Source organism: Umezawaea sp. NPDC059074 (assembly GCF_042738955.1).
In the GTDB taxonomy this organism is placed as follows: Bacteria; Actinomycetota; Actinomycetes; order Mycobacteriales; family Pseudonocardiaceae; genus Umezawaea.
Genome location: NZ_JBHYHC010000043.1, coordinates 45,959 through 72,617 on the forward strand (window position 1 = coordinate 45,959; position 26,659 = coordinate 72,617).

Sequence of the window (26,659 nt, forward strand, 5' to 3'; positions counted from 1 at the left end):
CCTCACACCTCCTCGCGCACGGGGGCGGAGGGCGTGGTCGGCTTCTTCGGCGCGATCGCCTTGCGGATCAGCGGGAAGAACAGCAGCACCGCGATGACGACGTAGACCACGATCGAGAACGGCGTGTTCACCAGCCCGGACAGGTCGCCGTCCGAGAGCTGCAACGCCCGCCGCATCTGCTGCTCGGCGGCCGGTCCGAGGATCACGCCGATGATCGCGGGCAGCACCGGCAGGCCGTAGCGCCGCATCACGAACCCGAGCACGCCGATCACGAACATCACCAGCAGGTCGAACACGTCGGCGTTGACCGCGTAGGCCCCGACGCTGGCGAAGAACAGGATGCCCGCGTACAGGTACGGCCGCGGGATCCGCAGCAGCTTCGCCCACAGCGGCGCGAGCGGCAGGTTCAGCACCAGCAGCAGCGTCAGCCCGATGAACAGCGACGCGATCAGGCCCCACACCAGCGACGACTCCCGCTGGAACAGCAGCGGGCCCGGCTGGATCCCGTACTGCTGGAACGCCGCCAGCATCACCGCCGCGACCGCCGTGGTCGGCAGTCCCAGCGTCAGCATCGACACCAGCGTCCCCGCGGCCGACGCGGACGCCGTCGCCTCGGGCCCGGCGACGCCCTCGATGGCGCCCTTGCCGAACTCGTCCCGGTGCTTCCCGGCCAGCCGCTTCTCGGCCACGTACGACAGGAACGTCGGGATCTCCGCGCCGCCGGCGGGGATCGCGCCGAACGGGAACCCGATGAACGGCCCGCGCAGCCACGGCTTCCACGCCCGCTTGAGGTCCGCGCGCCCGAGCCACGGCCGTCCGACGGGGATGGCCTCGCTGACGTTGCGCCGCAGGTGGGCGGCCACCCACAGCGACTCTCCGACGGCGAACAGCGCCACGGCCACGATCACCACGTCGATGCCGTCCGCCAAGTGCAGCGACCCGAACGTCATCCGCTGCTGGCCGGTCATCTCGTCGAGCCCCACGAGCCCGATGGCCAAGCCGATCAGCAGGGAGGCGAAGCCGCGCACCCGTGAAGCGCCGAGCACCGACGTGACCGCGATGAACGCCAGCACCATGATCGCGAAGAAGTCCGGGGCGCCGATGTCGACGGCGTACTCGGCCACGGTCGGCGCGAGCAGCACCAGCATGGTCGTGCCGATGATCCCGCCGACGAAGTGCCCGATGGCGGCGGCCGCCAACGCCTGCGCGCCACGACCCTTGCGCGCCATGGGGTTCCCGTCGATCGCGGCCACGACCGCCGCGCTCTCGCCGGGGGTGTTCAGCAGGATCGACGTGGTCGAGCCGCCGAACATCCCGCCGTAGTAGATGCCCGCGAACATGATGAACGCGCCGGTCGGCTCCAGGCCGTAGGTCACCGGCAGCAGCAGCGCCACGGCCATCGCGGGCCCGATGCCCGGCAGCACGCCGATCGCGGTGCCGAGCAGCACGCCCAGCGCGGCCAGCGCGAGGTGCGTGGGCGTCAAGGCGGTGGCGAAACCGCCCATGAGCTGGTCGAACATCACAGCACCCCCATCAGCGGGCCGCCGGGCAGGGGAACCCCGAGCAGGTTGTTGAACACCAGGAACGTCACGACGGCCATCCCGGCGGCGATCAGCGGGTCGCGCACGAAGTGCCGACTGCCCAGCGCGTACGCCGCGCCCCAGAACAGGACCGCCCCGGAGATCGGGAACCCGACCACGCCGATCAGCGCCGCGTTGGCCAGGAAGGCCCCGCACAGCAGGAGGACCGTGCGCCAGTCGGCGGGCGCGGTGAGGTCGACGTCCTCGCCGCCCTCGGCCTCGCCGCGGCCGCCGCGCAGCACGTCGCGCGCCAGCAGCACGGCCACGACCAGCAGCCCCACGCCGACCACGACCGGCACCGCCTTGGGCCCGACCGGTCCGCGCTGGGCGAAGTCCGTGTGGATCCGCAGCGCGTCCACCAGCACCACCACCCCGAGCACCGCCAGGACGGCGGACACCCCGAGTTCCGAGCGCTCCTTCAGCCACGTGGTCATGCGAGCCCCAAGTCCTTCAGCACGGTCGCCACTCGCGTGTTCTCCTCTTCCAGGAAGTCCCCGAACTTCTCACCCGGCGCGAAGGCGTCGGTCCACCCGTTGCGCTCCAGCGCTTCCTTCCACTGCGGGGTGGCGTGCAGCTTCGTGAACAGGTCCACCAGCCGGTCGCGGTCCTCAGTGGACAGTCCGGGTGGCGCGACGATCCCGCGCCAGTTGCTGAACTTCACGTCCACGCCCGCCTCGGTCAGCGTCGGCGCGTCCACGCCGGGGATCCGGTCGGCGCTGGTCACCGCGAGCACGCGGAGCGTCCCGGCCTGGATCTGGTCGCGGTACTCGCCGATGCCGGACACGCCGAAGGCGACCTTGCCGCCGAGCACCGACGCGAGCAGCTCGCCGCCGCCGTCGAACGGGATGTAGTTGACGGTCCTCGGCTCCAGGCCGACGGCCTTCGCCATCAGCATCGGCGCCAGGTGGTCCGGTCCGCCGGGCGACGACCCGCCGCCGACGGGCACCGCGCCCGGATCCGCCTTCCACGCCGTGACCAGGTCGTCGAGCGTCCGGTAGGGCGAGTCCTTGCCCACCACGACGATGTCCGGCTCCTCGATCAGCTTCGCGACGGGCGTGGTGTCCAGCAGCGACGAGGGGGCCTTGTTCGTGTAGACGCTGCCGACGACGCCGAGGCCCATCGACATGACCAGCTTCCCGTTGCCCTTCTCGGCCACGGTCCGCCCGAGCCCGACCGTCCCGCCCGCTCCCGGCAGGTTGAACACCTCGGCGTTGCGGAGCAGGTCCGCGTCCTCCATCGCCTTGGCCGCGGTGCGGGCGGTGATGTCGTAGCCGCCGCCGGGCGCGTTCGGCACCAGCACCCGCAACGCCCGGAGCTGGCCCGAAGCGCTGTCGCCGCCCGGCGTGAGCAGCGGCGGCACCACGAGCACGGCCGCGACCGCGGCCCCGACCGCCAGCCAGTTCCTGATCAGCACTGTGATCTCCGCCTCTCCTCCGTTGGGGTGGGATGTTGCCGGGGTGTTAACCGGAAGTCCCGTTTGCGGGCGTAGCGGTTCTTTTGGTCTTTGTGGTCTCGCGCACCGGTCCTCCGAACGTCCTACTGTCACTCCCACGCGACGAGGCGGGAGGGTCGATGGGCGGTCGGGGATCGCTGGCCAGGCAACTGCTCGCCTGGCAACTGGTAGTGGTCGTGGCCCTGCTGTGCTCGGTGGGCGCGCTGTCCGTCGTCCAGGCGGGGGCGAACTTCGCCACCACCGAGGGACGGCGGATGCTCTCCGTGGCCGAGGACGTGGCCGCGACCGCGGGCGTGCGGCTGAGCCTGGAGGACCCGCTGCGGCACTACGCGCTGGCGCCGTTCGCCGAGAGCGGGCGCAGCCTGTCCGGGGCCAGCTACGTGATCATCACCGACGCCTCGCGGCGGGTGCTGACGTCACCGGACCCGGCGCAAGTCGGTGCGGCGCTGGACATCGGGGACAGCACCGCCCTCAGTGGACGGTCGTGGGTCGGCGAGCTGCACGGCGCGCTGGTGGCGCACGTGCCGGTGATGAGCGACCGGGGCGAGGTGATCGGGCTGGTCGCGGCGGGCCAGGACTCGCCGGGGTTCTTCGAGGGCGTGCTGGACTCGCCCGGCAACGCGCTGCGGCTGCTCGGGGTCGCGCTGGCCATCGGCGTGGTCGGGTCGGTGCTGCTCACGCGGCGGGTGAAGAAGCAGACGCTCGGGTTGGAGCCGCGGGAGATCACCTCGCTGGTGGAGCACCGGGAAGCGCTGCTGCACGGCATCAAGGAGGGCGTGGTCGGGCTCGACCCGCAGCACCGGATCACCCTGGCCAACGACCACGCGCGCGAGTCGCTGGACCTGCCCGCGGACTGCGTCGGGCGGGCGGTGGCGGACCTGGAGCTGGACGACCGGTTGCAGGACGTGCTGACCGGCAAGGCCACCGGGGCGGACCAGCTCGTGCTGCGCGCCGGGTCCGTGCTGACGCTGAACCGGATGCCGATCGCCGTGCACGGCGTGGAGGTCGGGTCGGTCGTGACGCTGCGGGACCGCACCGAGCTGCTGGTGCTCCAGAACGAGCTGGACGCGAACCGGCACGCCACCGACACCCTGCGGGCGCAGGCCCACGAGTTCAGCAACCGGCTGCACACCATCTCCGGCCTGATCGAGCTCGGCGAGTACGACGAGGTGCGCGGGTTCGTGCACCGGATCAGCTCCGCGCAGGGGCAGTGGCAGGTCGAGGTCGGGTCGCGCATCCTGGACCCGGCCGTGGCCGCGCTGCTGATCGCGAAGTCGAGCCTGGCAGCCGAGCGCGGGGTGGGGTTGCGGATGGACCCGGACAGCCACCTGGACGAGGTGGACGAGGAGCTGTCGACGGACCTGGTGACGGTGCTGGGCAACCTCGTGGACAACGCGCTGGACGCGCTGGCCAACGCCAGGGGGTGGATCTCGGTGTCGGTGTCGGAGTCCGACTCGGCGGTGCTGGTGGAGGTCCGCGACTCCGGGCCCGGCGTGGCGCCGGAGATCGCCGAAGAGGTGTTCAAGAACGGGTTCACCACCAAGGCCGCCGAACAGGGGCAGCGCGGCCTCGGGTTGGCGCTGACCCGGCAGACGTGCCTGCGGCGGGGCGGGAGCGTGCGGGTGCACAACGACTCCGGCGCGGTGTTCACGGCCCGACTGCCGAGGGAGGTGCCCGCGTGATCCGGGTGCTGGTGGTGGACGACGACTTCATGGTCGCGAAGGTGCACAGCGGGTACGTGTCGCGGACGCCGGGGTTCTCGGTGGTGGGCGTGGCGCACACCGGGGCGGACGCGGTGCGGCTGGTCGGGGAGCTGCGGCCGGACCTGGTGCTGCTGGACATCTACCTGCCGGACGTCGGCGGGCTGGAGGTGCTGCGGACGTTGCGGGCCCAGGGGGACGCGGCCGTTGACGTCATCGTGATCACCGCCGCCACGGACGTGGACACGGTGCGCAGCGCCATGCGGGGCGGGGTCCTGCACTACCTGATCAAGCCGTTCGAGTTCTCCGCGCTGCGCGACCAGCTGGAGCACTTCGCGGCGCTGCGGCGGAAGCTGGACCGGCTGGCGGCGGCCGGGCAGGCGGACGTGGACCAGGTGTTCGGGGCGCGACCGGGCAGCGCGGCCCCGGTGCTGCCGAAGGGGCTGACGGCCCAGACCGCGACCCTCGTGGAACGGGCGCTGCGGGGCAGGCTGGACGGGCTGTCGGCGTCGGAGTGCGCCGAGGTGACGGAACTGGCGCGGGTGAGCGCGCGGCGGTACCTGGAGTACTTCGTCGGGATCGGCAAGGCCGAGGTCCGGTTGCGCTACGGCGGGACCGGGCGGCCCGAACGCCAGTACGTGTGGCTGGGCGACCCGCGCTAGAACCGGAACCGCGCGATGCGGGTGGACTTCCTCATGCCCGGCACCAGGTTCAGGACGCGGTACGCGCGGCGGACGTTCGCGGGCGCCTTGGCCAGCAGCACCGGCGAGTCGTTCATCGGGGCCTCGTCGACGTACCGGAGCCTCGGGTGCCAGTCCGCGAGCACGGCCGGATCGTCGAAACCGCAGTGGAACCGGGTGCCGTACTTGCGCAGGGTGGGATCCCACTTCGACGTGCGCCACGCCCAGACCGACACGGTGTCGACCTGCACCTGACCGCTGGGGAAGGCGTCGACGACGCCCGTCAGCAGCCGTCGCAGCTCGGCCTCGGTCAGGTAGGGCACCAGCCCCTCGGCGATCACCAGCACCGGCCTGCCGCGGGGCACGCGGTCGAGCCAGGTCAGGTCGGTGACGCTGGACCCGACCAGGGCGCAGTGCTCCCGCTCCGGCAGGAACCGCTGCCGTAGCTCGACGATCGCGGGGTAGTCCAGGTCGATCCAATCGACGGTCGGGGGCGGGTCGAGCCGGAACACCCGCGCGTCGAGACCGCAGCCGAGGTGCAGCACCACGGCGTCCGGGTGCTCAGCGAGAAACGACCGCGCCCAGTCGTCGTGGACCTTGGCCCGCACCACGGCCGCGAGCCCCAGCTGACTGGTGCCGAACGGGCGCTTGTCGTACTCGGGGTCGAGCAGGCGCATGGTCCGCTCGGCCAGCTCGTCACCGAGGATCGGGCTCGGCAGCCGGTTGTCCAGCGCCTTGGCCCGCAGGACGGGGCTGAGCGTCTTCTGCACACCGACGAGTTCGGCCACACCGGCGACGCTACGACACCGGCTCGACCGCGACTAGTCGTCGAACCCGCCGCTGCGCCCGCGCTTGGTGACGCCGCGGCGCTTCTTCTGGGCGATCCGGCGTTCCTTCGAGCCGCGGCTGGGCTTGGTGGGGCGGCGGACCGGTGGCGGGGCGGCCGCGGCCTCGCGCAGGAGGTTCGCCATCCGCCCGCGGGCGGCCTGCCGGTTCTGGAGCTGGGCGCGGTGCTCGCTGGCGGCGACCGTGAGCACGCCGTCCACCAGCCGGTTCGCCAGCCGCTCGACCATCCGGTTCCGCAGCCACTCCGGCACGGACGGCGAGGCAGCCAGGTCGAAGCTGAGTTCGACCCGGCTGTCCGCCGTGTTCACGCCCTGGCCACCGGGGCCACCCGACCTGGAGAACCGTTCGCGGAGTTCGGCCGCCGGCAGCACCAGCGTCCGCGTCACGGTCAAGTCGTCAGCCACGGCACAAGCCTAGAACTCCAGGCCCGGCAAGGTCACCAGCTTTACCAGCTGGTCCACCGTCAGGGGCTGGTGGTCGATGCTCGGCGGCGTGCGGGCCTTGCCGGTCGCCCCCGACGCCCTGGACGAGACGTTCGAGGTCGAGGCGTACACCTGGGAGCCGTCGGCGCTCAGGTGGTAGACCATGGTGAGGACCTCGCCCGCCGAGCCGAACGGCCTCGTGGTGATTTGCAGCGTCTCCCCGTCGACCGTCCGGAACTCGCAGGTGGCGGGCGGCTGGCAACTCGGGCGGGAGTCGCCGGAGCTGAGGCCGCCGACCAGCACGGTGAGAGCGCCTTCCTGGCCGTCCGGGGCGACCAGGTCGGCGGTCAGCAGGTACTCCCCCCGCCTCTCCACGAACAGGACCGGCGAGTCGTCGGCGCCCCGGAGGGTGAACTCCGACGGCAGCACGCCGACGCGGGTCAGCAGGCCGGTCAGCGCCTGCGCCTGCTCCGCGGTCGTGGGCTCGCACGGCCTCACCGGAAGGGTGGTCGCGGCGGGGGCGGTCGAACCCTGAAGGGTGGCGGGGGCGGTCGACGACTCCGGCCCCGTGCTGCACGGCCCCGCCGCGCGGTCGGGAGAGGGCCGGGCCGCCGAGACCAGTTCCCGCGGGCCCGGCAGGAGGGAGCCGCCGACCACCACCGCGGCCACGACGGCGGCGAACCCGCCCGCCAGCGCGGCCCGGCGCCTGCGCAGTCGCCCTCGCCCCTTGCGGAGCACCTCGGCGGAGTGGACGCCCAGCGGCGGCTCGTCGGTGAAGACCGAGCCGAACGCGGTCCTGATGTCGTCGTCTGTCATCGCTGGTCCCCCACTGCCGCTTGGTCGGTGCCGAGCAGGACGCGCAACGCGGCCAGCCCCTTGGACGCCTGGCTCTTGACGGTGCCCTGCGAACTGCCGAGCAGTCGCGCGGTCTCGGCGACGGACTGGTCCTCCCAGTACCGCAGAACCAGGACGGAACGTTGCCCTGGAGGCAACTTGTCCAGCGCGGCCAGCACGTCGACCCGGTCTTCCGGTCGCGTGGCGGCGTCGCGCTGCTCGGGAGTCCGGTCGACGGTCTGCTCGCGGCGCCGGTAGGCGCGGCGGGACTCGTCGACGGACACGTGCACCAGCACCTTGCGGGCGTACGAGTCGACGCCGCCGCCACGCGCCAGTCGCGGCCACGCCACGTACAGCTTGGCAAAGGTGGTCTGCACCAGGTCTTCCGCGCGGTGCCAGTCACCGCACAGCAGGTACGCGGTTCTCCGCAGCACCAGCGCGCGGGCGTCCACGTACTCGGAGAACTCGCTGTCGCGATCTCCCACGGGCCCCTCCCCTCGGTCGTCGTCCTGTACGTGGACGACGACCGGGGAGGTTGCCTCGGGCTCAGAAGCGGGGGTGGTCCCCGGCGAGCGTCGCGCGCGGCGCGTCGGCGTCGTCGGCCTTGTTGACCTCGCCCAGCACCCACGCGGGCACGTGGCGGGCGGTCAGCACGGCCAGTGCGCGGTCGACGTCCTCGGGGGAGACGACCGCCATCATGCCGACGCCCATGTTGAACGTCTTCTCCATCTCCTCGCGCTCGACCCGGCCGCGCTGGGCGATCAGGGCGAACACGGGGTCCGGCGTCCAGGTGCCGCGGTCCAGGTCGGCGCGCACGCCCGCGGGCAGCACGCGGGCCAGGTTGGCGGTCAGGCCGCCGCCGGTGATGTGCGCGTACGTGCGCACCTCGGCCTCGGCGGCCAGCGCCAGGCAGTCCTTGGCGTAGATGCGGGTCGGCTCCAGCAGCTCCTCGCCGAGGGTGCGGCCGAACTCCTCGACGTGGCCCTCCAGCGGCATCCTGGCGATCTCCAGGAGCACGTGGCGGGCCAGCGAGTAGCCGTTGGAGTGCAGGCCGGACGAGCCCATGCCGATGACGACGTCACCGGGCTTGACCCGGTCGGGGCCGAGCATCTTCGACGCTTCGACGACACCGACGCCGGTGCCGGAGATGTCGTAGTCGTCGTCGCCCATCAGGCCGGGGTGCTCGGCGGTCTCGCCGCCCAGCAGCGCGCACCCGGCCAGGACGCAGCCCTCGGCGATGCCCTTGACCAGCGCCGCGATCCGGTCCGGGACGACCCGGCCGACCGCGATGTAGTCCTGCATGAACAGCGGCTCGGCACCGCAGACGACGAGGTCGTCCACGACCATCGCGACCAGGTCGTGGCCGATGGTGTCGTGCTTGTCCATGGCCTGCGCGACGGCGATCTTCGTGCCGACGCCGTCCGTGGAGGCCGCGAGCACGGGCTCCTTCCAGCGGTCGAGCTTGAGCTGGAAGAGGCCCGCGAAGCCGCCGATGCCGCCCAGCACCTCGGGCCGGTTCGCCTTCGCCGCCCAGGGCTTGAGCTTCTCCACCGCCTCGTCCCCAGCGGCGATGCTCACTCCGGCCGCGGCGTACGTCGCCTTGGCGTTGTCGGTCTCGGCACTCACGTCAACGTGCTCCATCGTGGGGGGTGTCAGGGCCTTTGCAGGGCGTCTTCGGCACCGTACCCGGTGGGCAGGACCGGAGCCGCCGAGCCCGCTACTCCCTTGATGCCCTCCAGCAGGTGCTTGCCCATCAGCGCGTCCGCGGGCAGCGGGATCGGGTAGTCGCCGTCGAAGCACGCGCTGCACAGCCGCGTCTTCGGCTGCTCCGTCGCCGCGATCAGCTGCTCCAGCGACACGTACCCGAGCGAGTCCGCGCCGACCGAGCGGCGGATGCCGTCCAGGTCGAGGCCGTTCGCCACGAGCTCCGCGCGCGAGGCGAAGTCGATGCCGTAGAAGCACGGCCACTTGACCGGCGGCGACGCGATCCGGACGTGCACCTCGAGGGCGCCCGCCTCGCGCAGCATCCGGACCAGCGCGCGCTGGGTGTTGCCGCGCACGATCGAGTCGTCCACGACCACCAGCCGCTTGCCGCGGATCACGTCGCGCAGCGGGTTCAGCTTCAACCGGATGCCGAGCTGGCGGATCGTCTGCGACGGCTGGATGAACGTCCGGCCGACGTAGGCGTTCTTCACCAGGCCGGACCCGTACGGGATGCCGGACGCCTGCGCGTAGCCGATCGCCGCGGGCGTGCCGGACTCCGGCACCGGGATGACCAGGTCCGCCTCGGCCGGGTGCTCGGCCGCCAGGCGACGGCCGATCTCCACGCGGGTCGCGTGCACGCCGCGCCCGGAGATCGTCGTGTCCGGCCGGGCCAGGTACACGTACTCGAAGATGCAGCCCTTGGGCTCCGGCGTCGCGAACCGCGTGGACCGCAGGCCGTTCTCGTCGATCGCGATCAGCTCGCCGGGCTCGACCTCGCGGACGAACGACGCGCCCACGATGTCCAGCGCCGCCGTCTCGCTCGCGGCGACCCAGCCCCGTTCGAGGCGCCCCAGCACCAGCGGCCGGACCCCGTGCGGGTCGCGGGCGGCGTACAGGGTGTTCTCGTCGGAGAACGTCAGGCAGAACGCGCCCTTGAGCGTCGGCAGGAGTTCGAGCGCGGCCTGCTCGATGCCGATGTCGGCGGCCGTGGCGGCGAGCAGCCCGCACACCAGGTCCGAGTCCGTCGTCGCGCCGTTGCGCGACGTGATGCCGAGCTTCTGCGCGCGCTCCAGCAGCTCGGCGGTGTTCACCAGGTTGCCGTTGTGGCCGAGCGAGAGCCCGCTCCCGGCGGCCGTCGTGCGGAACGTCGGCTGCGCGTTCTCCCACGTCGTCGACCCGGTCGTGGAGTACCGGCAGTGCCCGACGGCCACGTGGCCCTTCAAGGACTGGAGGACCTGCTCGTCGAACACCTGGCTGACCAGTCCGAGGTCCTTGAAGACCACGACCTGGCTGCCGTCGCCCACCGAGATGCCCGCGGCTTCCTGGCCGCGGTGCTGGAGGGCGTAGAGGCCGTAGTAGGTGAGCTTGGCGACGTCCTCGCCAGGGGCCCACACACCGAACACACCGCACTCTTCGCGCGGGTCCGAGTCCAGTGTGTCAACAGGTGGGGTGGTTGTGCGGCCGGCGTCTGACTGGTCGGTGACCACCGAGTGCTCCCTAGCGACGATGTCGGTCGGCACCACGAGTGTACGGCGAACATGGGGTGAACCCACCCCATCCACCAGGGTCTGACGTGACGAAACGCACCCTCAAGCCCGCCGACACGGCCCCACGGTGGTCTTCGTGTTGCCCCCGTCGAAACCGTTGTCGTCGTGCTGCTTCACCTGGCAGACGACCAGGTCACCGGGCTTGACGTCGGCGGGCAGCTGGTCGGGCGTCGCGGTCTCGGCGGTGATCCGCCCGGTCAGGCCCTCGGGAGCGTCCCCGTCGACGTCGAGCGCGACCAGCGGTCCACTGCTGATCTTCCCGATCTCGCGGACCTTGAACCGCACCTCCCCGCTCCACTCGCTGGAGCAGCCACCGAGCAGCAACACCACCGGGAGCAGCAGGAACAGCTTCCTCATCGATCCATCCTCACCGCGCGGAGGAGGGCCTCGTCGCCCACCGACTTGAGCGGCAAGCGTCCCCAAAGCCCGTAGTGGATCAGCTGCGCCTCGCCGTCGACCTCGACGTCGGCCACCTCGCCGGGAGCCGCGGCCCGGACGTCCGGCACCTCGCCGGGAGCGAGCCGGACGTGCCAGGACTCCGGCACGTCCGTGCAGCGCACGATCACGGTCCCGCTCACCCGGAGCGGCACGTCGGTCGTGTACTTGGCGGCCAGGAGGGTGCCGAGAGCCTCGTCGATGCCGTCGGCCGCGAGGTCCGCGTCGCCGACCACGAGCTGCCGGAGAGCGGCCTGGGCGTCCCACCGGCGCAAGTCCAGCTCATGCGCGATCCGGCGGTGCCACACCCAGGCGAGATCGGGCGCGGCGGGCGAGAAGGTCCACGTGGGGCGGTTGCCCGGCACCAGGGGAAGCACCTCGGCGGCGTCGGCGAGCTGGGCGTCCAGGTACTCGATCGGCGACGCGCCGACCGGAGCGGGCGGTGGCTTCAGCTGGACGGTGCTGCCGGTGCGCAGGTACTCCAGCGAGGTCTCCAGGAAACGGGCGATGTGGACCGCCAGGTCCGCGAAGGTCCAGCCCGGACAACTGGGGACGTTCGCGGTCGGATCGGCCTCCGCGACCGCTTCGCGGAACATCGCCGACTGGTCAAGGAAGACCTCGGTCCACCGCTGCGTCGTCCATCCTGCTGGCACGTGCTGCCTCCTGGTTCGGTCGTTCTTGGTCATCGTGCCGGAACCGGCCGGTGTTCGGGCGCGTCGCACTGCAGGCTGTCGGTGTCACGAAGGGTGGGAAATCGTGTTCGGTGTGCAACCAGAGGCGTTGCGGAGCGCCTCGAAGGGCTTCCACGACGGAGCGGACGCCACCGGCGACGGCGCTGAACTCCTCTCCATGCTCAGCCTTGACGCGGGGGCGCTCGGAGAGGTTCCGGCGGCGGCCGAGTTCGCGGACGCGCTGGCGAAGTACACCGCCGAGCAGTCCGAAGACCTGCGGCGCGGCGCGGCCTGGTACCGCGACGCGGGCGAAGGACTGGTCGAGAACGCCGACACCTACTTCCGCCTCGACGACGATTCACGTGAAACCTTCCGCAAGATCGGTGATGCCCGATGAACGACCCGGAAGTCCTCTACGGGCAGCTCGCGGCCGGTGACGCGGGTCGGATCACCGCCGCGTCGGACCCGATCACCGGTGCGATCAGCGCGGTCGGCCGCGCTCGTGACTCGGTGACCTCGGGCGGGTCGACGGCGAAGTCGGGCTGGACGGGTGAGGCCGCGGGGAAGTTCGGGGCCCGCGCGGAGCTGTCCGCCAAGTCCGCGACCGTCGCGACCGAACGGCTCGGTGTCGGAGTCGACGTCGTCCAGGCCGCGTCCCGCGCGTACTCGCAGATGCGGGGCAGCGCCGACCAGGTCATCGCGGTGTGGCGCGGCCGCTCTCCGCTGCTGGACGCCCAGCAGACCGTGGAACTCGCCGAGCGGGTCAACTCGTCGCTGAGCAACGTCAAGAACGGGTACGAGCAGGTCCTGCGGTCCTACGCCTCGGCGTTGAAGCAGGTGAGGCCCGGCTTCGAGGAGACCGCCAAAGCCGATCCCGGCTGGGTGAGGACCGTCGCGGCGATGCGGACGACCGCCGCGGTCCCCGGTCCCGGCACCGACCCGAAGCAGGTCGCGGCGTGGTGGAAGTCGCTGACCAAGGAGCAGCAGGACGAGCTGCTGCGGTCGAAGTTCCAGGAACTCGGCCAGTTGCGCGGACTCCCGTCCGCCGTCCTCGACCAGGCCAACCGCGCCCGGATCGCCGACGACGCCCAGCGCTTCGGTGCCGAGCGCGACCGGCTGGACACCGCGATGGCCGAGCGCGCAGCCGCGCTGGGCATCGACCCCAGCACCTCCGACGGGCAGACGAAGCTGCTCAACGACCCGCAGTACGCGTCGCTCATGGAGCAGCGCCAAGTAGCGGCGACCAAGGCCGAGAACGCCGCAGGAGCGCAGAAGAGCATCCAGGAAGCCGAGAAACTCGCCTTCAAGAGGGACTGGCCGGACTCGGACGTCCGGGTGATGGCCTACGACCCGTACGGGCCGCGCGGTGATGGTGGAATGGCGATCGCCTACGGCAACCCCGACACCGCCAAGAACCTGGCGGTCTGCGTTCCCGGCACCGGGTCGACGCTGGACAGCTTCTCCGTGGACCAGGCCGCCAACCTGCGCAACCAGATGGGCGCGGACGGCAACGCCACCATCCAGTGGCTCGGCTACGACGCTCCCGGCTGGACTCCGGGCGAGGTCGGCAGTCCCGAGTTGGCGAAGGAAGGTGGCCAGAACCTGGTCGCCGACGTCAACGGCTACCGGGCCGCCGCCACCGATGACCAGCACCTGACGGTGATCGGGCACTCCTACGGCAGCACGACCGTCGGCTACGCCGGCCTGAACGGGCTGGCGGCGGATGACATCGCGTTCGTCGGTTCGCCTGGCGTGGGGGCGTCGAACGCGAGTCAGCTCTCCGTTGGCGCGGGCCACGTCTACGCGGGGGCGACCGAGCACGATCCCGTTGTGCAGGGCACGAGTTCGGACTGGTTCACGGCTGACGGCAAGTCGACCGGGCCGTACGACAAGGCGTTCGGGGCGACCGTGTTCGGCACGCCCGAGTCGGCACACCTGGGTGGCGCGCACTCCCAGTACTACCGGGATGGCAGCGAGTCCGTGGCCAACCTGGCCAAGATCGCCACCGGCGATGGTGGGTCGGTGACGTCGCAGAAGTGGTACGACAGCCCGGTCGGGCCGTCGTTGCCAGGGTCGGACCTGCCCGGTGTCGGGCCGGTGATCGACCTGGTCAGCGATGTCGGCGCTGGTGGTGCGGATCTGGTCGGGGATGTCGTCACGGGTGGTGGGCGGGTGGTCGGGGACCTGTTCTCCGGGAACTGGTCCGAGGCCGGGCACGGGGCGGCGCGGACCGGGATGGAGTTGGTGAACGACGCCGGGGACATCGTGGTCGGGACGGTCGGGAACGTGGCCGAGTTCGGGCGGGACGTGTACGACGGGGCCGCCGGTGCGGTGAAGGCGATCGGGTCGTGGTTCTAGTCGCGGGGCTTGAGCCTGGCGTTGGGGAGTTCCGGGGCCGGCAGCACTGACGTCCACGCGGTGGGGAATGTGCCGTACGGGCCTTCGGCCGCCGTGGTCTGGGTCTGCCACTCGGTGCGGAAGCGGTCGATCTCGTCGTGGGTGCGGCCGATGAAGTTCCACCACATGACGATGCGCTCGTTCAACGGCTCGCCGCCGAGCAGCAGCAGGCGGGCCGGGCGGTCGCCGACGGTGATCGTGAGGGTCGTCGCGCCCGTGGGCAGGTAGAGGAGTTGGGCGTCGGTCGCCGGTGCGCCGTCGACCTCGACGTCGCCGCTGTCGACGAGGACGCCGTGCTCGAACGCGGGGTCGACGTCGACCACCAGGCGAGCGCCCGCGGGCAGGTCGAGCTGGGCTCCGAGCAGCGGGGTGCTGGTCGCGACCGGCGAGGACGAGCCCAGCACGCTGCCGAGGAAGACCGTCACGCGCGCGTCGCCCACGGTCTTCGGGGTCGGCACGTGGTGCTCGAAGCGCGGGTCCGTGAAGCGGTCGCGGTCGGGCAGCGCCACCCACAGCTGGACGCCGTGCAGCACGTCGGAGTCGGCGGTGGCGTACTCGGAGTGGGCGATGCCCCGCCCCGCGGTCATCAGGTTCATCTCACCGGCCCTGACCAGCGACGTCGTGCCCACGGTGTCGCGGTGCTCGATGGTGCCCGCGAACAGCCAGGACACCGTTTGCAGGCCGGTGTGGGGGTGGCCGGGGACGGCCATGCTCGGCGTCTCGGGGCCGTAGTGGTCGATGAAGCACCACGCGCCGATGAGCGAACGGCTGCGCTGCGGGAGCGTGCGCCGGACCGGTTGGGCGCGGGGGCCGCCGAGCGGGACGAGGCGCGGGAGGAGGAGTTGGGGGGCCGAGCGCGTCGACTCGCAGGGCACGACCTCGGGACTCGCTTCCGCGTTGCTCATGCCCGGAATGGTACGAGTGCTAGAACCGCAGCAGGGGCAGCAGCGCGGACAGGTCGGCGCGGCTTCCGGACGCGGTGATCCGGCCGTCGTCCACGCCGTCCGCCCAGGTCAGCCTGCCGGTCGCCAGGTCGAGCCAGGTGCGGGGGTCGGTCTCGACCACGTTCGGCGGCGTGCCGCGGGTGTGCCTCGGGCCCGCCACGCACTGGACGGCGGCGAACGGCGGCACGCGCACCTCGACGCTGCGGCCGGGGGCATCCTGCTCCAGCGTGCGGAGGCTGAGGCGCACCGCGGCGGCGAGCACGGGCCGGTCCGGCTGGTCGGCGTCGCCTTCCAGCCAGGGCAGCACGGCCGCCACCGCGGCGCGCATCTCCTTCGGGTCAACGGTTTTCGAGGGCACCCGACCAGGTTAGTCGTGGCGCTCGCGGAGTTCGCGTTGCGCCGCGTGCAGGTTCGCCGGCCGGACGTCCGTGCTGCCGTACAGCTCGATCCGCGAGCCGAGTGCGCCGGTGAAGTCCGGCTTGTCGATCTGGCCGAACTCGGTGCACTCCGAGATCGCGACGGTGGCGCTGGCCGGGGCCACGGTGTCGATCTTCACGCAGCCCGCGCGGGCGTTGGTGATCGTCACGTTCCAGTGCGCGAACCTGGCCCCGTACAACGGTCCCGCGTCGGCGCTGCCGCCGTGCTGACCGTCGTTGAGCACGGTCACCTCGGTGCGGACGTTGCCGAACGGCAGGCCCCGGTGGGTGTCGAACGTGCCCGCCTCCATCCGCCCGCGCGACCAGACGTTGCCGCAGGAGAGGCCCTCGACGTTGATGCCGTGGTGGTTCGAGCCGGGCGTCGGGGGTTCGGTGAACGCGCCGATGGCGAAGTCCTGCACCAGGTTGTCGTGCGACTGCTCGCGGCACGCGTACGAGTGGTGCTGCCCGCGCCCGGAAACGCGGGAGCGGGTGAGCGTGATCCCCTTGCTGGACACGAACAGGAACCCGTTGTCGCTGTCCACAACGGACACGTCGTCGCCCCAGCAGTCCCACGCGCACTGGAACACCAGCCCGTTGTACCCCTTGTCCAGCAGGTGTTTCGGCCGCGCGGTCTTCACCATCTCGATGGTGATCCCCTCCACGCCCGACCCCGTGATCACCGGACCGAACGTCGTCAGCCGGGGCTTGAACGCGAGCCGAGCCTCCAGCGGGAGCGGCTGTTCGAGGCGGACCCTGTTGCCCCGCACGGACTTGATCCGCACCGGCCACTGGAACGGGAAGTACGTCAGCAGCTTCGTCTTGGTCTTCCAGTCGTACGCCGCCGTGCCCTCGACGTCGCCGGACATGTGCCTGGGCAGCCCGTACTGGCCGTCGTCGTCGAGCTTGAGCAGCACGCGCTGGCCCGCACGAAGTGCGCGACCGTTGGCCACGGTGATCGTGAACGCGCCACGCGGAGCGGCCTCGGTGATCGCGGTCAGGTCCTCGCCGACGTCCCCCTCGTTGCCGGTCCACCCCTCGAACGGCCACCGGTGCGCCTTGATGGCGTCGATCAACGGCTGGTAGCGGTCGCGGTGGCACACCCACACGAGCCCGCCGCTCCAGCTCCACGCCGAGTTCTCGCTGCCGTAGCGACTGCGGTTGATGCCGACGACCTCCTCCAACGACCGGGTCGCGTGCAGCACCGTCCGGCCGCTGCCCGCGCCGCGCAGCACCACGTTGTCGTAGCCGATGCGCACGATGTCGTCGATCCGGTAGGTCCCGGCGGGCAGGAGGACCGCGCCGCCGCCGTGCTTGCCCACGGCCTCGATCGCCCGGTTGATGGCCGCGGACGCGTCCGCCGACCCGTCCTTCCGCGCGCCGAAGTGCAGGACGTTCGCGCGAACAGGCAGGCGCGGCGGCCGTTCCCCGGTCCGGTAGCCCGCGAAGGCCACGTTGGGGATCTGCGGGTGGTCGTACGGGTTCGCCGCGAACTCGCGCCACAGGGCGGCCTTCACCCCGGAAGGCTGCCGGTCGGCGCTGGCGTGCGCCGAAGGGCCGAGCTGGGCCCCGAGGGCCAGGCCGATCCCGGTGCCGATCAGGAAGCGCCTGCGCTCGATGGTCATGTCGCCGTCTCCTCGTGCAAGGGGGCGGCAGCGGTGAGGGTGATCAAACCGCATCGACCGGTCGAGCACCAGGGACGAGTTCGGGCCCGTGGCACTCCTGCGGCACGGGCCCGAAACGGTCAGCCTTTCGCGGTGCGCACGGCTTCCGCGAGCAACTCGTCCAGCTGGTGGGTCAGCCTACGCAGGTCGGTGGGGGTGAACGTGCTCCAGGGTTCGCTCCCCGCCGAAACACGGCGTTGTTGCAGGTAGCGGCCGTCCTCGGTGTCGAAGAACGCCACCACCCGCTCCGGGCGGCGGCGCTTGCCGTAGCGGTCGCGGGCCGCCGCGCCGAAGTTCCCCGTGTGCACGAGGTTGGTGAACATCCGGACCAGCGCCTTCGCGTCCTCGTCCCGCACGCCGTGCTCCCGGAGCGACTGCTCCAGGCTCTTGGGCGTGCCGTCGGACTTCTGCACCGCGGCCTCCAGGTCGGCGCTCGGCATGGTCACCGAGTGGCCGGTCCCGGCCGGGTGCTGCGGCAGCGCGCCGACGACCGCGGCGGGCAGACCGGACCCCGCTGCTCGTTGCAGCGTGATCCGGTCGCCCGCCAGCGTGGCCACGGCGCCGAAGTCGCCGTTCGCGACCGCGAGGACGCGGACGCTCCGGCCGATCCACACCCTGGCGTCCATCTCGCGCTCGGGACGGACGAACATCCTGATCAGGTGGTCGAACTCCGGGTGCAGCCCGATCGGCCGCCCCAGCCCCCGCGACTCCAGCGCGTGCCAGACCCGCAGTTCCAGGTCACGGCGTTCGCGCTCGCTCTTCCCCGGTGAGGGCACCTTGATGACCAGGGGCATCGGCCCCAGTCGCAGGTGCTCCCACACGACGTCGAACTCCTCGGTGGAGAGGACTACCGGCTCCCTCTCCACCGGCCCCCCGAAGTACGTCACTGCTGCGGTGTCTCCCCGATCACGGGCGGTGCGACCATCCGGTCGTCGCCGAACACGTCGTCCGTCTCGACCAGGTAGTCGGCGATCTTGTGCTCGCCGTCCTCTTCGCCGTCGCCCCCACGACCGCCCGCGCCCATGCCGCCGGGTCCCTGGCCGGGACGGCCGCCGGGACCGTTCGCGCCACCGGGGCCGAAGCCGCCGTTGGCACCGCCGGGACCGAAGCCGCCCGCGCGACCGAACTGGCCGCCGGGACCGTTCGGACCGCCCACGCCGCCCTGGCCGGGACCGCCGGGCACGCCGCCGAAGCCGCCACGACCACCGGGGCCGTTGGCTCCGCCCGTGCCACCGGGACCACCGAGACCACCGGGGCCACCAGGACCGCCGGGGCGGAAGCCGCCGGGCGCGCCGGGACGACCGCCGGGGCCGTTCGCGACGGGCCGGAGACCACCGGGAGGCACGGGGCCGCCCTTGACCGGCGGCCGGACCGGACCGGTGCCGGGCGGGAACACGCCGGGAGGCTGCGGCAGACCGCCGCCGGGAGGCGGGGTCGGCTGCACCGGCGGCAGGGTCACCGGCGGCTGCGAGGGCGGAGGCGTCCACGTCGGGTTCGTCGTGCCACCGGTGACGACCGGGGTCGCGCCGACCGGCGGCGGGGTGGACGGCGGCGGCGTCCACGACGTGGTCGTGGTGCCGTCACCACCGCCCGACGGCGTGTAGGCCGACGAGGACGTGCTCACGTAGTTCGCGCTCGTGCTGTTGTACGTGCCCGCGCCGCTCGGCGGCGGGGTGTCGATCACGACCTTCGGCGGCGGCACGAACTGCCCCAGCGTGTCGCTGTTCCACTCGCTGTTGGACTGGTAGTTGTTCATGACCGTGATGGCCTTCTGCTCAGCGTTGTCCTGAGCGGCCTCCTCGGCCTCGTGGTCGTTCTGCTGGTTGACCACGTGCATGATGCCCACGGGACCGGCGAGCGCGCCGAGCACCTTGTCCCCCGTGGACGGAGCCTCGGTGACGACCTTCACCGGCTCGGGCATCTCCTTGCGGGCGTCCGCGATGTAGCCGCCCTGGAGGTGCGCCGACGCCTTCATGGTGTCCGCGCCCTGGCCCGCGTCGGTCGCCCACGCCGCGAGCGGCGACAGGGCCGCCGTCGCCGCCTCGGCCGACGCGCCCTCCCAGCTCGCGCCGACCTTGGTGAGTCCTTCGTGGATGGACGTGTCGATCTGCCCCAGGGTCTCCGACAGCGCCGCCCACTTGTCCTCGAGCGGGATCGAGGCGGCCACCCCCGGCCCACTGTTGATCATCTTGTGCAGCTCTTCGTGGGAGTAACCGCGCCAGCGGTGATCACCCATAAGTTCTTCGCCCCCTCAGGTGCGGTCGTGCGAGTTCGTGTCGAACGGTTCACGCCGGGTTGACGCGTCCCCAGGAGGCGACGTTGTCGCCCTCCACCCGGCGGTACGTGGCCTCGATCTGCGTGAGCTGAGTCACAACGCCGTCGAGCTGCTCGCGGTAGGCCATGATCGCGGTGAGCGCGGCGGAGTCACCGGCCGAGAAGGTGTCGCGGTTGAACTTCTCCGCGGTCTCCTTGCTGACCGGGTCCTGCGCCCACTGCTTGGCCTCGAGCGCGACCTTCGTGTCCCTCAGCTGGGCGTCGAGCACCGTGATGGCGTCCTCGAACACCTTGCGAGCTGCGGGAATGGCCGAGGGTTCGATCTTCAGGCCCTGACTCGACCCGCTGTAGTCGGGAAGCGGAGCTTGCGCCGAACCTCCACCACCATCCGCGAGAAACACGGCAACCCTCCCTCAGTGCTGCACTTACCCCAGTGAGTGCAATTGAGACGACTTTAACTCCGATGCACGACGCGCCGCGACGGTTCCACTGGTATTCGCGCAGTTCTACTCAGGGTGTGCTCACCGTGCGCTGATCGTTTGGATGATTGCCTCGGCAATTTTCCCGGCCCGGACGCAGAGTTCGTCCATCGGGACCTTCGTGCTGTCCACGCCGAGATCGATCATCTGACCGTCCGAGACGTCCAGGTAGACCACGCAACTGGGCAGCAGCGTCGTCGATTTCCCGGTGAGCGCCGGGAAACCGCCCACGGTCATCGGCGTGAGTTCCCCTTTCTCCACGCCTGACGCGTACTCCCCGATCCCGTTCTTCGCCGCGGCGACCAGTCCGACGCCGTAGGAGAAATCGCCGGAGTTGATGCTGCACAGGGTCGCGTCCGCGTAGGCGGAGGACTTCAGCTTGGCCGGGGTTTTCACCAGGTCGAACTGCTGCTTCTGCGCGTCGGAGAGCAACGAGCAGGAGTCGACGCCGGTGAGGTCGACCTTCTTCGGGCGCGTGGTCGACGGTTTGGTGCTCGTGGTCGGGGCCGAAGTCGTCGAGGTCGGTCCGGCGGACGCGGTCCCCGGCGTGGTTTCCGAGCATCCGCCGAGGAGGACCGCGACCGCGAGGAGCGCCGCGGCCCGGTGTCGGTGACTCCGCATGGGGGCAACGTAGCGGATGGCGAATCACGGAGAGTGTCGATTCGGGAATCCGCAGTCACCCGCGCGGCGCATTGCCGTGGCACCCCTAAAAAGGAAACGTTCTTTACGATAAAACGGCCCGCCGCCGTGCGAACACCTACCGCGGAGGAGCAGCATGCTGCGCTCACGAGTCGGTCTGCTGGTGGCGGCCCTGGGCCTGGCGCTGGTGGTGCCGGGCACGTCCGCCACGGCCGGACCCGAGCCCGGAGCACCGTTGGCGGTGAACGCCACCCCCGGCCAGACCGCGACGATCCCCGACTGGCGCCTCCAGAGCAGCGCCAAGGCCACCCAGGCGGGCGACGCCATCTCGTCGCCCTCCTACGGCGACACGGGCTGGCTGCCGGTGCCCGCGCGGTCCACCGTGCTGGCGGGGCTGATCGCGAACGGCAAGTACCCGGACGTCAACTACTCGACGAACCTGAAGGCCGTGAACGCGGCGGACTTCAAGGTGCCGTGGTGGTACCGCAAGGTGTTCACCGCGGACCCGCAGGCGGGCGTGAACACGTTCCTCAAGCTCAACGGCGGCGTGATCTCCCGCGGCGAGGTGTGGCTCAACGGCACGAAGGTCGCCGGGTCGGACCAGGTGGTCGGGGCGTACCCGAACTACGACTTCGACGTGACGTCGTTGCTGCGCAAGGGGGACAACGCGCTGGCGATCAAGGCGTTCCCGTCGGACCCGGCGAACGACCTGGCGATCCACTTCATCGACTGGTCGCAGCTGCCGCCGGACCGCAACCAGGGGCTGTTCCGGGACGTGCAGCTGGCGCAGAGCGGCCCGGTGTCGCTGCGGACGCCGCGCGTGACGACGGACCTGCCGCTGCCGAGCCTCGCGACCGCCGACATCACCGTGAAGGCCGAGGCGCGCAACAACACCGGATCCGCCGTCACGACCGAGGTGTCCGGCGCGATCGGCTCGGTCACCTTCAAGCAGACCGTGACGCTGGCGGCGAAGGAGACCAGGACGGTCAGCTTCACGCCGTCGAACACCCCGGCGTTGAAGTTCAGCCAGCCGCAGGTGTGGTGGCCGTTCCAGATGGGCGGCCAACCGCTCTACACGGCCACGCTGTCGGCGAAGGTCGGCGGCGTCGAGTCGGACGCGACGCGGACCACGTTCGGCGTCCGCGAGGTGACCTCCAGGATCAACCAGGGCGGACGGACGTTCGAGGTCAACGGCAAGCCGTTCCTCGTGCGCGGCGGCGGCTGGGCGTCGGACCTGTTCCTGCGCACCGACGTGAAGCGGATCGACGACCAGTTGGCGCTGGTGAAGAACATGGGGATGAACACGATCCGGCTGGAGGGCAAGCCGGAGAACGACGAGCTGTACGACACCGCCGACCGGCTGGGGATCATGGTCCTGGCCGGGTGGGAGTGCTGCTCGAAGTGGGAGAACTACGGCTCGTTCGACGCCGAGGACAACCGGGTCGCGGGCCAGTCTGCGGAGAGCGAGGCGAAGCGGATCCGCAACCACCCCAGCATGATCGGCTTCATGATCGGCAGCGACAACGCGCCGCCCGCCGCCGTGGAGAAGATCTACCTGGACGCGCTGGCCCGTGCGGAGTGGAACCTGCCGGTGATCTCGTCGGCGGCGGCGCACAGCTCGCCGCAGCTCGGCGACCCCGGCATGAAGATGGACGGCCCGTACTGGTGGGTGCCGCCGAACTACTGGTACGACAAGCGCCTCGGCGGCGCGTCCGGCTTCGCCTCCGAGGTCGGCCCCGGCGCGACCATCCCGGAACTGGACGAGCTGAAGAAGTTCCTGTCCCAGTCGGAGATCACCTCGCTGCTGGACTACAACGCGGCCCAGTTCCACCTGGCGCCGTCCGGCAACTTCAGCAAGCTGTCCTTCTGGGGCACGGCGCTGGACAACCGGTACGGCAAGCCCTCGGGCGTCGAGGACTTCGTCCGCAAGGCGCAGCTGGCCAACTACGAGGTGAACCGCGCCCAGCTGGAGGCGTTCGGCCGCAACTGGTCCGACGCGTCCAAGCCGTCGACGGGGGTCATCTACTGGATGCTCAACAACGCGTGGCCGACGGTGTACTGGCACCTGTACGACTACTACCTCGCCACCGGCGGCTCGTACTTCGGCGCGAAGACGGCGATGCGGCCGCTGCACGTCCAGTACTCCTACGACGACAAGTCGCTCGCCGTCGTCAACACAGGGCTCCAGGACGTGTCCGGGCTCAACGTCCAGGTGACGGTCTTCAACGCCGACGGCACGCAGAAGGCCGACGAGGCCAGGCCCGTCACGGCGAAGGGCAACGCCTCGGTGCGCGTCGGCGCGCTACCGCAGCCGAGCGGCCTGAGCACGACCTACTTCACCCGGCTGCTGCTCAAGGACGGCAGCGGCAAGGTCGTCGACCGCAACGTCTACTGGCTGTCGACCAAGGCCGACACCCTGGACTACGACGCGTCCACCTGGTACCACACGCCGCAGACCGGCTACGCCGATCTGAAGGGCCTGGGGTCCCTCAAGCAGGGCAAGGTCTCCGTCACCGCGTCCACCGCGGCCGCCGGTGACAACCGCACCACCAGCGTGACCGTCACCAACACGGCCACGGACAAGGCGGTCGCGTTCTTCCTGCGCGCGTCCGTCCGCAAGGGCACCGGCGGCGCGGAAGTCCTGCCCGCGAGGTGGACCGACAACTACGTCACCCTGTGGCCCGGCGAGTCCACCACCCTGAAGGCCGAGTACCGCGCCTCCGACCTGGGCGGCGCCACGCCCAGCGTCGAGGTGTCCGGCAACAACGTGCCGAAGGCGGTGGTGTCCGCGCCGGTCCGCTAGGCCAGGTCGACGACCACCTTCACGTCGTCGGGCCGCCGCTCCATCGCGTCCACGAAGCGGTCGAGCGGCACCCGGCGGGTGATCAGGCCGCCGAGCCACGTGCGGTCGGCCGCGGCCAAGGCGTCGGCCGCGGTGTGCCAGTCGGCGAGGCCCGCGTTGACCGAGCCGACGACGGAACGGTTGTGCAGCACCAGGTCGTCCAGCACCAAGCGTTCGGCGGGGAACGTGCCGTGGTCGCCGGACAGGCCCGTCAGCACCGTCACGGCGGCGCGGCGGACGGCCTCCCAGACCAGTTCGGCGACGCCCGTGCACTCGATGGCCACGTCCACCTCGGGCACCGTGTCCACGGTCGAGTGGTAGGTCGCGCCCAGGCCCCGCACCAGGTCGGGCTTGCGGCCCGCGGTGGCGCGGTCGACGACGTGAACCGCCAGACCGCGCTGCACGGCCAGCAGGGCGGCGAGCAGGCCGATCGGGCCCGCGCCGGTGACCAGCACCGTGCGCGGGACCAGGTGGGCGCGGCGGCAGTTGAGCAGCGCCTGCTCCCACGCCTTCGCCACGATCGACGTCGGCTCGGTCAGCACGCCGAGGTCGCCGAGGGTCGGGTCGAGCTTGATCGCGTACTTCGGCGGCACGCTCCACTTCTGCATGCCGTAGCCGTCGAGCTCCTTGATGCCGCGCTCGGTGTACTTGCCGTTCTGGCAGAAGTCCCACGCGTCCACGGCGCACGCCGAGCACGGCACGGTGTCCGGCCTGCGCACGACGCCCGCGATCAGGTCGCCGGGCGCCAGGTCGCCGCCCATCGGCGCGGCCACGACCCGGCCGAGGGACTCGTGGAACAGGACGAACCCGGTCTTGCCGGGCGGCGGGGTGCCGAACCCGTCGCGGACGATCTCCACGTCCGTCCCGCACATCCCCACCAGCAGGCCCTCGACCTGCACCTCGCCATCGGAGGGCACGGGTTCGTCCCACTCGACCACCTCGGCCAGTTCGGGCTTGCCGGGCACGACGTGTGCGGCCTTCATCGGGCTCCTCCGTTGCGGCGGTCGCGTTCTTCGCGGGTGTGACCCTGGCCGTAGAGCACCGCCGCGCTGTTGACCAGCGCGAGGTGGCTGAACGCCTGGGGGAAGTTGCCGGACATCCGGCCGGTGCGGGCGTCGTACTCCTCGGCCAGCAGGCCGACGTCGTTGACCAGGCCGACCAGCCGGTCGAACATGGCCACCGCCTCGTCCCGCTGCCCGGACAGGGCCAGCGCGTCCACGAACCAGAAGGAGCAGGCGAGGAACGAGCCCTCCTCGCCGGTCAGACCGTCCACTTCGGACTGCCCTGGGTCGGTGTCGTACCGGTCGACCAGGTCGCCGTGCTTCAACGTCCGGCGGATCGCCTCGATCGTGCCGAGCACGCGGGGGTCGTCGCCGGGCAGGAACCCCACGGCGGGGATGAGCAGCGTCGACGCGTCCAGCTCGGTGCCGCCGTAGAACTGGGTGAATGCGCCGAGGTCGGCGTTCCACCCCTTCGCCAGCACCTCCTCGTGCACCCGGTCGCGCAGCTCGCGCCACTCCTCCACCGGGCCGGGCAGGTCGTGCTGCTCGACGGCGCGGACGGCCCGGTCGAACGCGACCCACACCATCACCCGCGAGTGCGTGAAGTGCCGGTCCGGCCCGCGCACCTCCCACAGGCCCTTGTCGGGCAGCTCCCAGATCTTGTGCAGGTGGCGCATCATGCCGCGCTGCATGGCCCACGACTCGGCGGACTCGGCGATCCCGCGCTCCCGCGCCAGGTGCAGCGCGTCCATGACCTCGCCGTACACGTCGAGCTGGAGCTGCCGGTACGCCGCGTTGCCGATCCGGACCGGCTTCGCACCCAGGTAGCCGGGCAGCCAGTCGGCCTCCCACTCGACGAGGTGCCGCTCACCGGACAGCCCGTACATGATCTGGAGGTCGGCCGGATCACCCGCGACCGCGCGCAGCAACCAGCGCCGCCACGCCTCCGCCTCACCGGACCGCCCGAAGTTGTCCAGCGCCAGCAGCGTCAACGTCGCGTCACGCAGCCAGCAGTACCGGTAGTCCCAGTTGCGCTCACCACCGAACGTCTCCGGCAACGACGTCGTCGGAGCCGCCACGATCCCCCCGGTCGGCGCGTACGTGAGGCCCTTCAACGTGATCAACGACCGCCGCACCACGTCCCCGTGCGGCCCGTGGTACCCAAGATCACCAGCCCAGTCCAGCCAGAACGCCTCGGACCGACGCACCTCGGCCACCGGATCGACCTTCGCGGGCGGCTGGTCCGGCGAGTAGGAGAACTCCATGACCCAAGACAGCGTGTCCCCTTCGTCCACGGTGAACACGGCCTCGTGCGCCCGCTTACCAGCGACCCGGTACGGCAACCGATCCCCGTACAACGCCACCGCAGACGGCCCGGCAACAGCGAAGATGCACTCGTCGCCCCCGCGAGAAGACCGCCGCACCCACGGCACGGAATCGCCGTAAGCGAACCGCACGACCCACTGGAGCCGCACCTCGACCGACCCGCTCACCCCTTCGAGCACACGGACCAAACGAGTGTCGGCGTCATCAGCAGTGGCCTCCGGCGGCATGGTGTCGACCAACCGCACAGTGCCCTCATCCGTGCCGAACTCGGTCTCCAACACCAACGTGTCCCCCCGGTACCGCCGCCGAGTGGCAACGACCTCGGCCGTGGGAGCGATCCGCCAGTGCCCGTCATCCTCACCACCGAGCAACCGGGAAAAACAAGACGGCGAGTCGAACCGAGGCATGCACAACCAGTCAACAGACCCATCCCGCCCAACAAGGGCGGCGGTCCGCAGATCGGAGAGCAACGCGTAGTCCTCGATGCGACCGGGTCCACTGTCATGTGCCACCTCGCGAGGCTAACCGCAGGACAGCGCAAGGGCTCGGCAGGCCACAACAGGTTCACCCCAGCAAACTGGCAGGCGAAAACGGCCGCCCGGTTGAAGACATCGACAACCAAGACACTCCCGACCAAGACACAAGACCAAGACACAAGACCAAGACACAAGACCAAGACACCGGTGACCGCGCTGGGACCGGCAGGCGCAGGCCACGGAACGTGGCCGATTTGACATGGGGATTTCGGCCTTAAAATTGGAGATCGGGCAGGCCTTCGGGCACTGCCTTTTGGCCCGATCAAGGC

General features: G+C 71.1%; 25 protein-coding genes. 5 read left to right on the forward strand and 20 right to left on the reverse strand.

Annotation, left to right across the window (positions count from 1 at the left end; all coding sequences use genetic code 11):
• Positions 1–2: 2 nt before the first annotated feature.
• Genes ACFWW9_RS20840 through ACFWW9_RS20850 form a run of 3 tightly spaced genes read right to left on the reverse strand, consistent with a single transcriptional unit; the run spans position 3 to position 2,976 of the window.
• Positions 3–1,520 carry a tripartite tricarboxylate transporter permease gene (locus tag ACFWW9_RS20840; protein WP_390380099.1) on the reverse strand — a complete coding sequence of 506 codons (1,518 nt, stop codon included), beginning with the start codon at positions 1,518–1,520 and terminating at the stop codon, positions 3–5.
• On the reverse strand, positions 1,520–2,014 hold the full coding sequence (locus ACFWW9_RS20845) for a tripartite tricarboxylate transporter TctB family protein (protein WP_390380102.1): 495 nt from the start codon (positions 2,012–2,014) through the stop codon (positions 1,520–1,522). The genes ACFWW9_RS20840 and ACFWW9_RS20845 overlap by 1 nt, the downstream gene beginning before the upstream one ends.
• The gene (locus tag ACFWW9_RS20850) at positions 2,011–2,976 is read right to left on the reverse strand and encodes a Bug family tripartite tricarboxylate transporter substrate binding protein (RefSeq protein ID WP_390380173.1); all 966 of its coding nucleotides are present in this window, start codon (positions 2,974–2,976) and stop codon (positions 2,011–2,013) included. The genes ACFWW9_RS20845 and ACFWW9_RS20850 overlap by 4 nt, the downstream gene beginning before the upstream one ends.
• 176 nt (positions 2,977–3,152) lie before the next feature.
• Here ACFWW9_RS20850 and ACFWW9_RS20855 point away from each other — a divergent pair, with 176 nt between their 5' ends.
• A complete protein-coding gene (locus ACFWW9_RS20855) occupies positions 3,153–4,715 on the forward strand; it encodes an ATP-binding protein (protein WP_390380105.1) in 1,563 nt (520 codons plus the stop codon).
• Positions 4,712–5,395 carry a response regulator gene (locus tag ACFWW9_RS20860; protein WP_390380108.1) on the forward strand — a complete coding sequence of 228 codons (684 nt, stop codon included), beginning with the start codon at positions 4,712–4,714 and terminating at the stop codon, positions 5,393–5,395. The genes ACFWW9_RS20855 and ACFWW9_RS20860 overlap by 4 nt, the downstream gene beginning before the upstream one ends.
• Here ACFWW9_RS20860 and ACFWW9_RS20865 read toward each other — a convergent pair.
• The 8 genes from ACFWW9_RS20865 to ACFWW9_RS20900 form a co-directional block, all read right to left on the reverse strand.
• A complete protein-coding gene (locus ACFWW9_RS20865; RefSeq protein ID WP_390380111.1) occupies positions 5,392–6,201 on the reverse strand; it encodes a class I SAM-dependent methyltransferase in 810 nt (269 codons plus the stop codon). The two genes, ACFWW9_RS20860 and ACFWW9_RS20865, sit on opposite strands and share 4 nt — an antisense overlap.
• Positions 6,202–6,234: 33 nt before the next feature.
• Positions 6,235–6,663: an alternative ribosome rescue aminoacyl-tRNA hydrolase ArfB gene (gene arfB, locus ACFWW9_RS20870; protein ID WP_390380113.1), complete on the reverse strand. Its 429-nt coding sequence runs from the start codon at positions 6,661–6,663 to the stop codon at positions 6,235–6,237.
• A 9-nt stretch (positions 6,664–6,672) separates the two neighbouring features.
• Positions 6,673–7,497, reverse strand: coding sequence for a hypothetical protein (locus tag ACFWW9_RS20875; RefSeq protein ID WP_390380116.1), 825 nt, complete (start codon positions 7,495–7,497; stop codon positions 6,673–6,675).
• Positions 7,494–8,000 (reverse strand): SigE family RNA polymerase sigma factor, encoded by a 507-nt coding sequence (locus ACFWW9_RS20880; RefSeq protein ID WP_390380118.1) that lies wholly within the window; start codon positions 7,998–8,000, stop codon positions 7,494–7,496. Before ACFWW9_RS20880 ends, ACFWW9_RS20875 begins: the two co-directional genes overlap by 4 nt.
• A 61-nt stretch (positions 8,001–8,061) precedes the next feature.
• Positions 8,062–9,156, reverse strand: coding sequence for a phosphoribosylformylglycinamidine cyclo-ligase (gene purM, locus ACFWW9_RS20885; protein ID WP_390380121.1), 1,095 nt, complete (start codon positions 9,154–9,156; stop codon positions 8,062–8,064).
• Between the two features lie 11 nt (positions 9,157–9,167).
• Entirely contained in the window at positions 9,168–10,706 is a 1,539-nt protein-coding gene (purF, locus tag ACFWW9_RS20890; protein WP_390380124.1) for an amidophosphoribosyltransferase, read from the reverse strand.
• Between the two features lie 102 nt (positions 10,707–10,808).
• Complete coding sequence (locus ACFWW9_RS20895) at positions 10,809–11,123, reverse strand: hypothetical protein (protein ID WP_390380127.1); 315 nt, start codon at positions 11,121–11,123, stop codon at positions 10,809–10,811.
• Positions 11,120–11,854, reverse strand: coding sequence for a maleylpyruvate isomerase N-terminal domain-containing protein (locus ACFWW9_RS20900; protein WP_390380130.1), 735 nt, complete (start codon positions 11,852–11,854; stop codon positions 11,120–11,122). Before ACFWW9_RS20900 ends, ACFWW9_RS20895 begins: the two co-directional genes overlap by 4 nt.
• A 103-nt stretch (positions 11,855–11,957) precedes the next feature.
• Here ACFWW9_RS20900 and ACFWW9_RS20905 point away from each other — a divergent pair, with 103 nt between their 5' ends.
• Together ACFWW9_RS20905 and ACFWW9_RS20910 are read left to right on the forward strand one after the other, a co-directional pair.
• On the forward strand, positions 11,958–12,269 hold the full coding sequence (locus ACFWW9_RS20905) for a hypothetical protein (RefSeq protein ID WP_390380133.1): 312 nt from the start codon (positions 11,958–11,960) through the stop codon (positions 12,267–12,269).
• Entirely contained in the window at positions 12,266–14,230 is a 1,965-nt protein-coding gene (locus ACFWW9_RS20910; protein WP_390380136.1) for an alpha/beta hydrolase, read from the forward strand. The genes ACFWW9_RS20905 and ACFWW9_RS20910 overlap by 4 nt, the downstream gene beginning before the upstream one ends.
• On the opposite strand, the gene ACFWW9_RS20915 is transcribed toward ACFWW9_RS20910, so the two are convergent.
• The 7 genes from ACFWW9_RS20915 to ACFWW9_RS20945 form a co-directional block, all read right to left on the reverse strand.
• Positions 14,227–15,174: a pirin family protein gene (locus ACFWW9_RS20915; RefSeq protein WP_390380139.1), complete on the reverse strand. Its 948-nt coding sequence runs from the start codon at positions 15,172–15,174 to the stop codon at positions 14,227–14,229. The genes ACFWW9_RS20910 and ACFWW9_RS20915 overlap by 4 nt on opposite strands.
• Positions 15,175–15,193: 19 nt before the next feature.
• Positions 15,194–15,541: a sterol carrier family protein gene (locus ACFWW9_RS20920; protein WP_390380176.1), complete on the reverse strand. Its 348-nt coding sequence runs from the start codon at positions 15,539–15,541 to the stop codon at positions 15,194–15,196.
• Positions 15,542–15,580: 39 nt separating this feature from the next.
• Positions 15,581–17,254, reverse strand: coding sequence for a glycosyl hydrolase family 28-related protein (locus ACFWW9_RS20925; protein WP_390380142.1), 1,674 nt, complete (start codon positions 17,252–17,254; stop codon positions 15,581–15,583).
• 119 nt (positions 17,255–17,373) lie between these two features.
• On the reverse strand, positions 17,374–18,180 hold the full coding sequence (locus ACFWW9_RS20930; RefSeq protein ID WP_390380145.1) for an ESX secretion-associated protein EspG: 807 nt from the start codon (positions 18,178–18,180) through the stop codon (positions 17,374–17,376).
• Entirely contained in the window at positions 18,177–19,481 is a 1,305-nt protein-coding gene (locus ACFWW9_RS20935) for a PPE domain-containing protein (RefSeq protein ID WP_390380148.1), read from the reverse strand. The genes ACFWW9_RS20930 and ACFWW9_RS20935 overlap by 4 nt, the downstream gene beginning before the upstream one ends.
• Positions 19,482–19,578: 97 nt before the next feature.
• The gene (locus tag ACFWW9_RS20940) at positions 19,579–19,857 is read right to left on the reverse strand and encodes a hypothetical protein (RefSeq protein ID WP_390380151.1); all 279 of its coding nucleotides are present in this window, start codon (positions 19,855–19,857) and stop codon (positions 19,579–19,581) included.
• Positions 19,858–20,088: 231 nt separating this feature from the next.
• A complete protein-coding gene (locus tag ACFWW9_RS20945; protein ID WP_390380154.1) occupies positions 20,089–20,667 on the reverse strand; it encodes a DUF3558 domain-containing protein in 579 nt (192 codons plus the stop codon).
• A 154-nt stretch (positions 20,668–20,821) separates the two neighbouring features.
• On the opposite strand from ACFWW9_RS20945, the gene ACFWW9_RS20950 reads away from it, so the two are divergent.
• The gene (locus ACFWW9_RS20950; RefSeq protein WP_390380158.1) at positions 20,822–23,488 is read left to right on the forward strand and encodes a glycoside hydrolase family 2 TIM barrel-domain containing protein; all 2,667 of its coding nucleotides are present in this window, start codon (positions 20,822–20,824) and stop codon (positions 23,486–23,488) included.
• Here ACFWW9_RS20950 and ACFWW9_RS20955 read toward each other — a convergent pair.
• The gene (locus ACFWW9_RS20955) at positions 23,485–24,510 is read right to left on the reverse strand and encodes a glucose 1-dehydrogenase (protein WP_390380161.1); all 1,026 of its coding nucleotides are present in this window, start codon (positions 24,508–24,510) and stop codon (positions 23,485–23,487) included. The genes ACFWW9_RS20950 and ACFWW9_RS20955 overlap by 4 nt on opposite strands.
• Entirely contained in the window at positions 24,507–26,366 is a 1,860-nt protein-coding gene (locus ACFWW9_RS20960) for a glycoside hydrolase family 15 protein (RefSeq protein WP_390380164.1), read from the reverse strand. Before ACFWW9_RS20960 ends, ACFWW9_RS20955 begins: the two co-directional genes overlap by 4 nt.
• Between the last annotated feature and the right edge of the window lie 293 nt (positions 26,367–26,659).

Bases quoted from the DNA above. Each gene is read 5' to 3' on its own strand.
- ACFWW9_RS20945 (WP_390380154.1), bottom strand. From the start codon at position 20,667: ATGCGGAGTCACCGACACCGGGCCGCGGCGCTCCTCGCGGTCGCGGTC.
- ACFWW9_RS20935 (WP_390380148.1), bottom strand. From the start codon at position 19,481: ATGATCAACAGTGGGCCGGGGGTGGCCGCCTCGATCCCGCTCGAGGAC.
- ACFWW9_RS20910 (WP_390380136.1), top strand. From the start codon at position 12,266: ATGAACGACCCGGAAGTCCTCTACGGGCAGCTCGCGGCCGGTGACGCG.
- ACFWW9_RS20895 (WP_390380127.1), bottom strand. From the start codon at position 11,123: ATGAGGAAGCTGTTCCTGCTGCTCCCGGTGGTGTTGCTGCTCGGTGGC.
- ACFWW9_RS20925 (WP_390380142.1), bottom strand. From the start codon at position 17,254: ATGACCATCGAGCGCAGGCGCTTCCTGATCGGCACCGGGATCGGCCTG.
- ACFWW9_RS20955 (WP_390380161.1), bottom strand. From the start codon at position 24,510: ATGAAGGCCGCACACGTCGTGCCCGGCAAGCCCGAACTGGCCGAGGTG.
- ACFWW9_RS20920 (WP_390380176.1), bottom strand. From the start codon at position 15,541: ATGCGCGCCGCGGTGGCGGCCGTGCTGCCCTGGCTGGAAGGCGACGCC.
- ACFWW9_RS20845 (WP_390380102.1), bottom strand. From the start codon at position 2,014: ATGACCACGTGGCTGAAGGAGCGCTCGGAACTCGGGGTGTCCGCCGTC.
- ACFWW9_RS20915 (WP_390380139.1), bottom strand. From the start codon at position 15,174: ATGAGCAACGCGGAAGCGAGTCCCGAGGTCGTGCCCTGCGAGTCGACG.
- ACFWW9_RS20855 (WP_390380105.1), top strand. From the start codon at position 3,153: ATGGGCGGTCGGGGATCGCTGGCCAGGCAACTGCTCGCCTGGCAACTG.
- ACFWW9_RS20840 (WP_390380099.1), bottom strand. From the start codon at position 1,520: ATGTTCGACCAGCTCATGGGCGGTTTCGCCACCGCCTTGACGCCCACG.
- ACFWW9_RS20950 (WP_390380158.1), top strand. From the start codon at position 20,822: ATGCTGCGCTCACGAGTCGGTCTGCTGGTGGCGGCCCTGGGCCTGGCG.
- ACFWW9_RS20875 (WP_390380116.1), bottom strand. From the start codon at position 7,497: ATGACAGACGACGACATCAGGACCGCGTTCGGCTCGGTCTTCACCGAC.
- purM (WP_390380121.1), bottom strand. From the start codon at position 9,156: ATGGAGCACGTTGACGTGAGTGCCGAGACCGACAACGCCAAGGCGACG.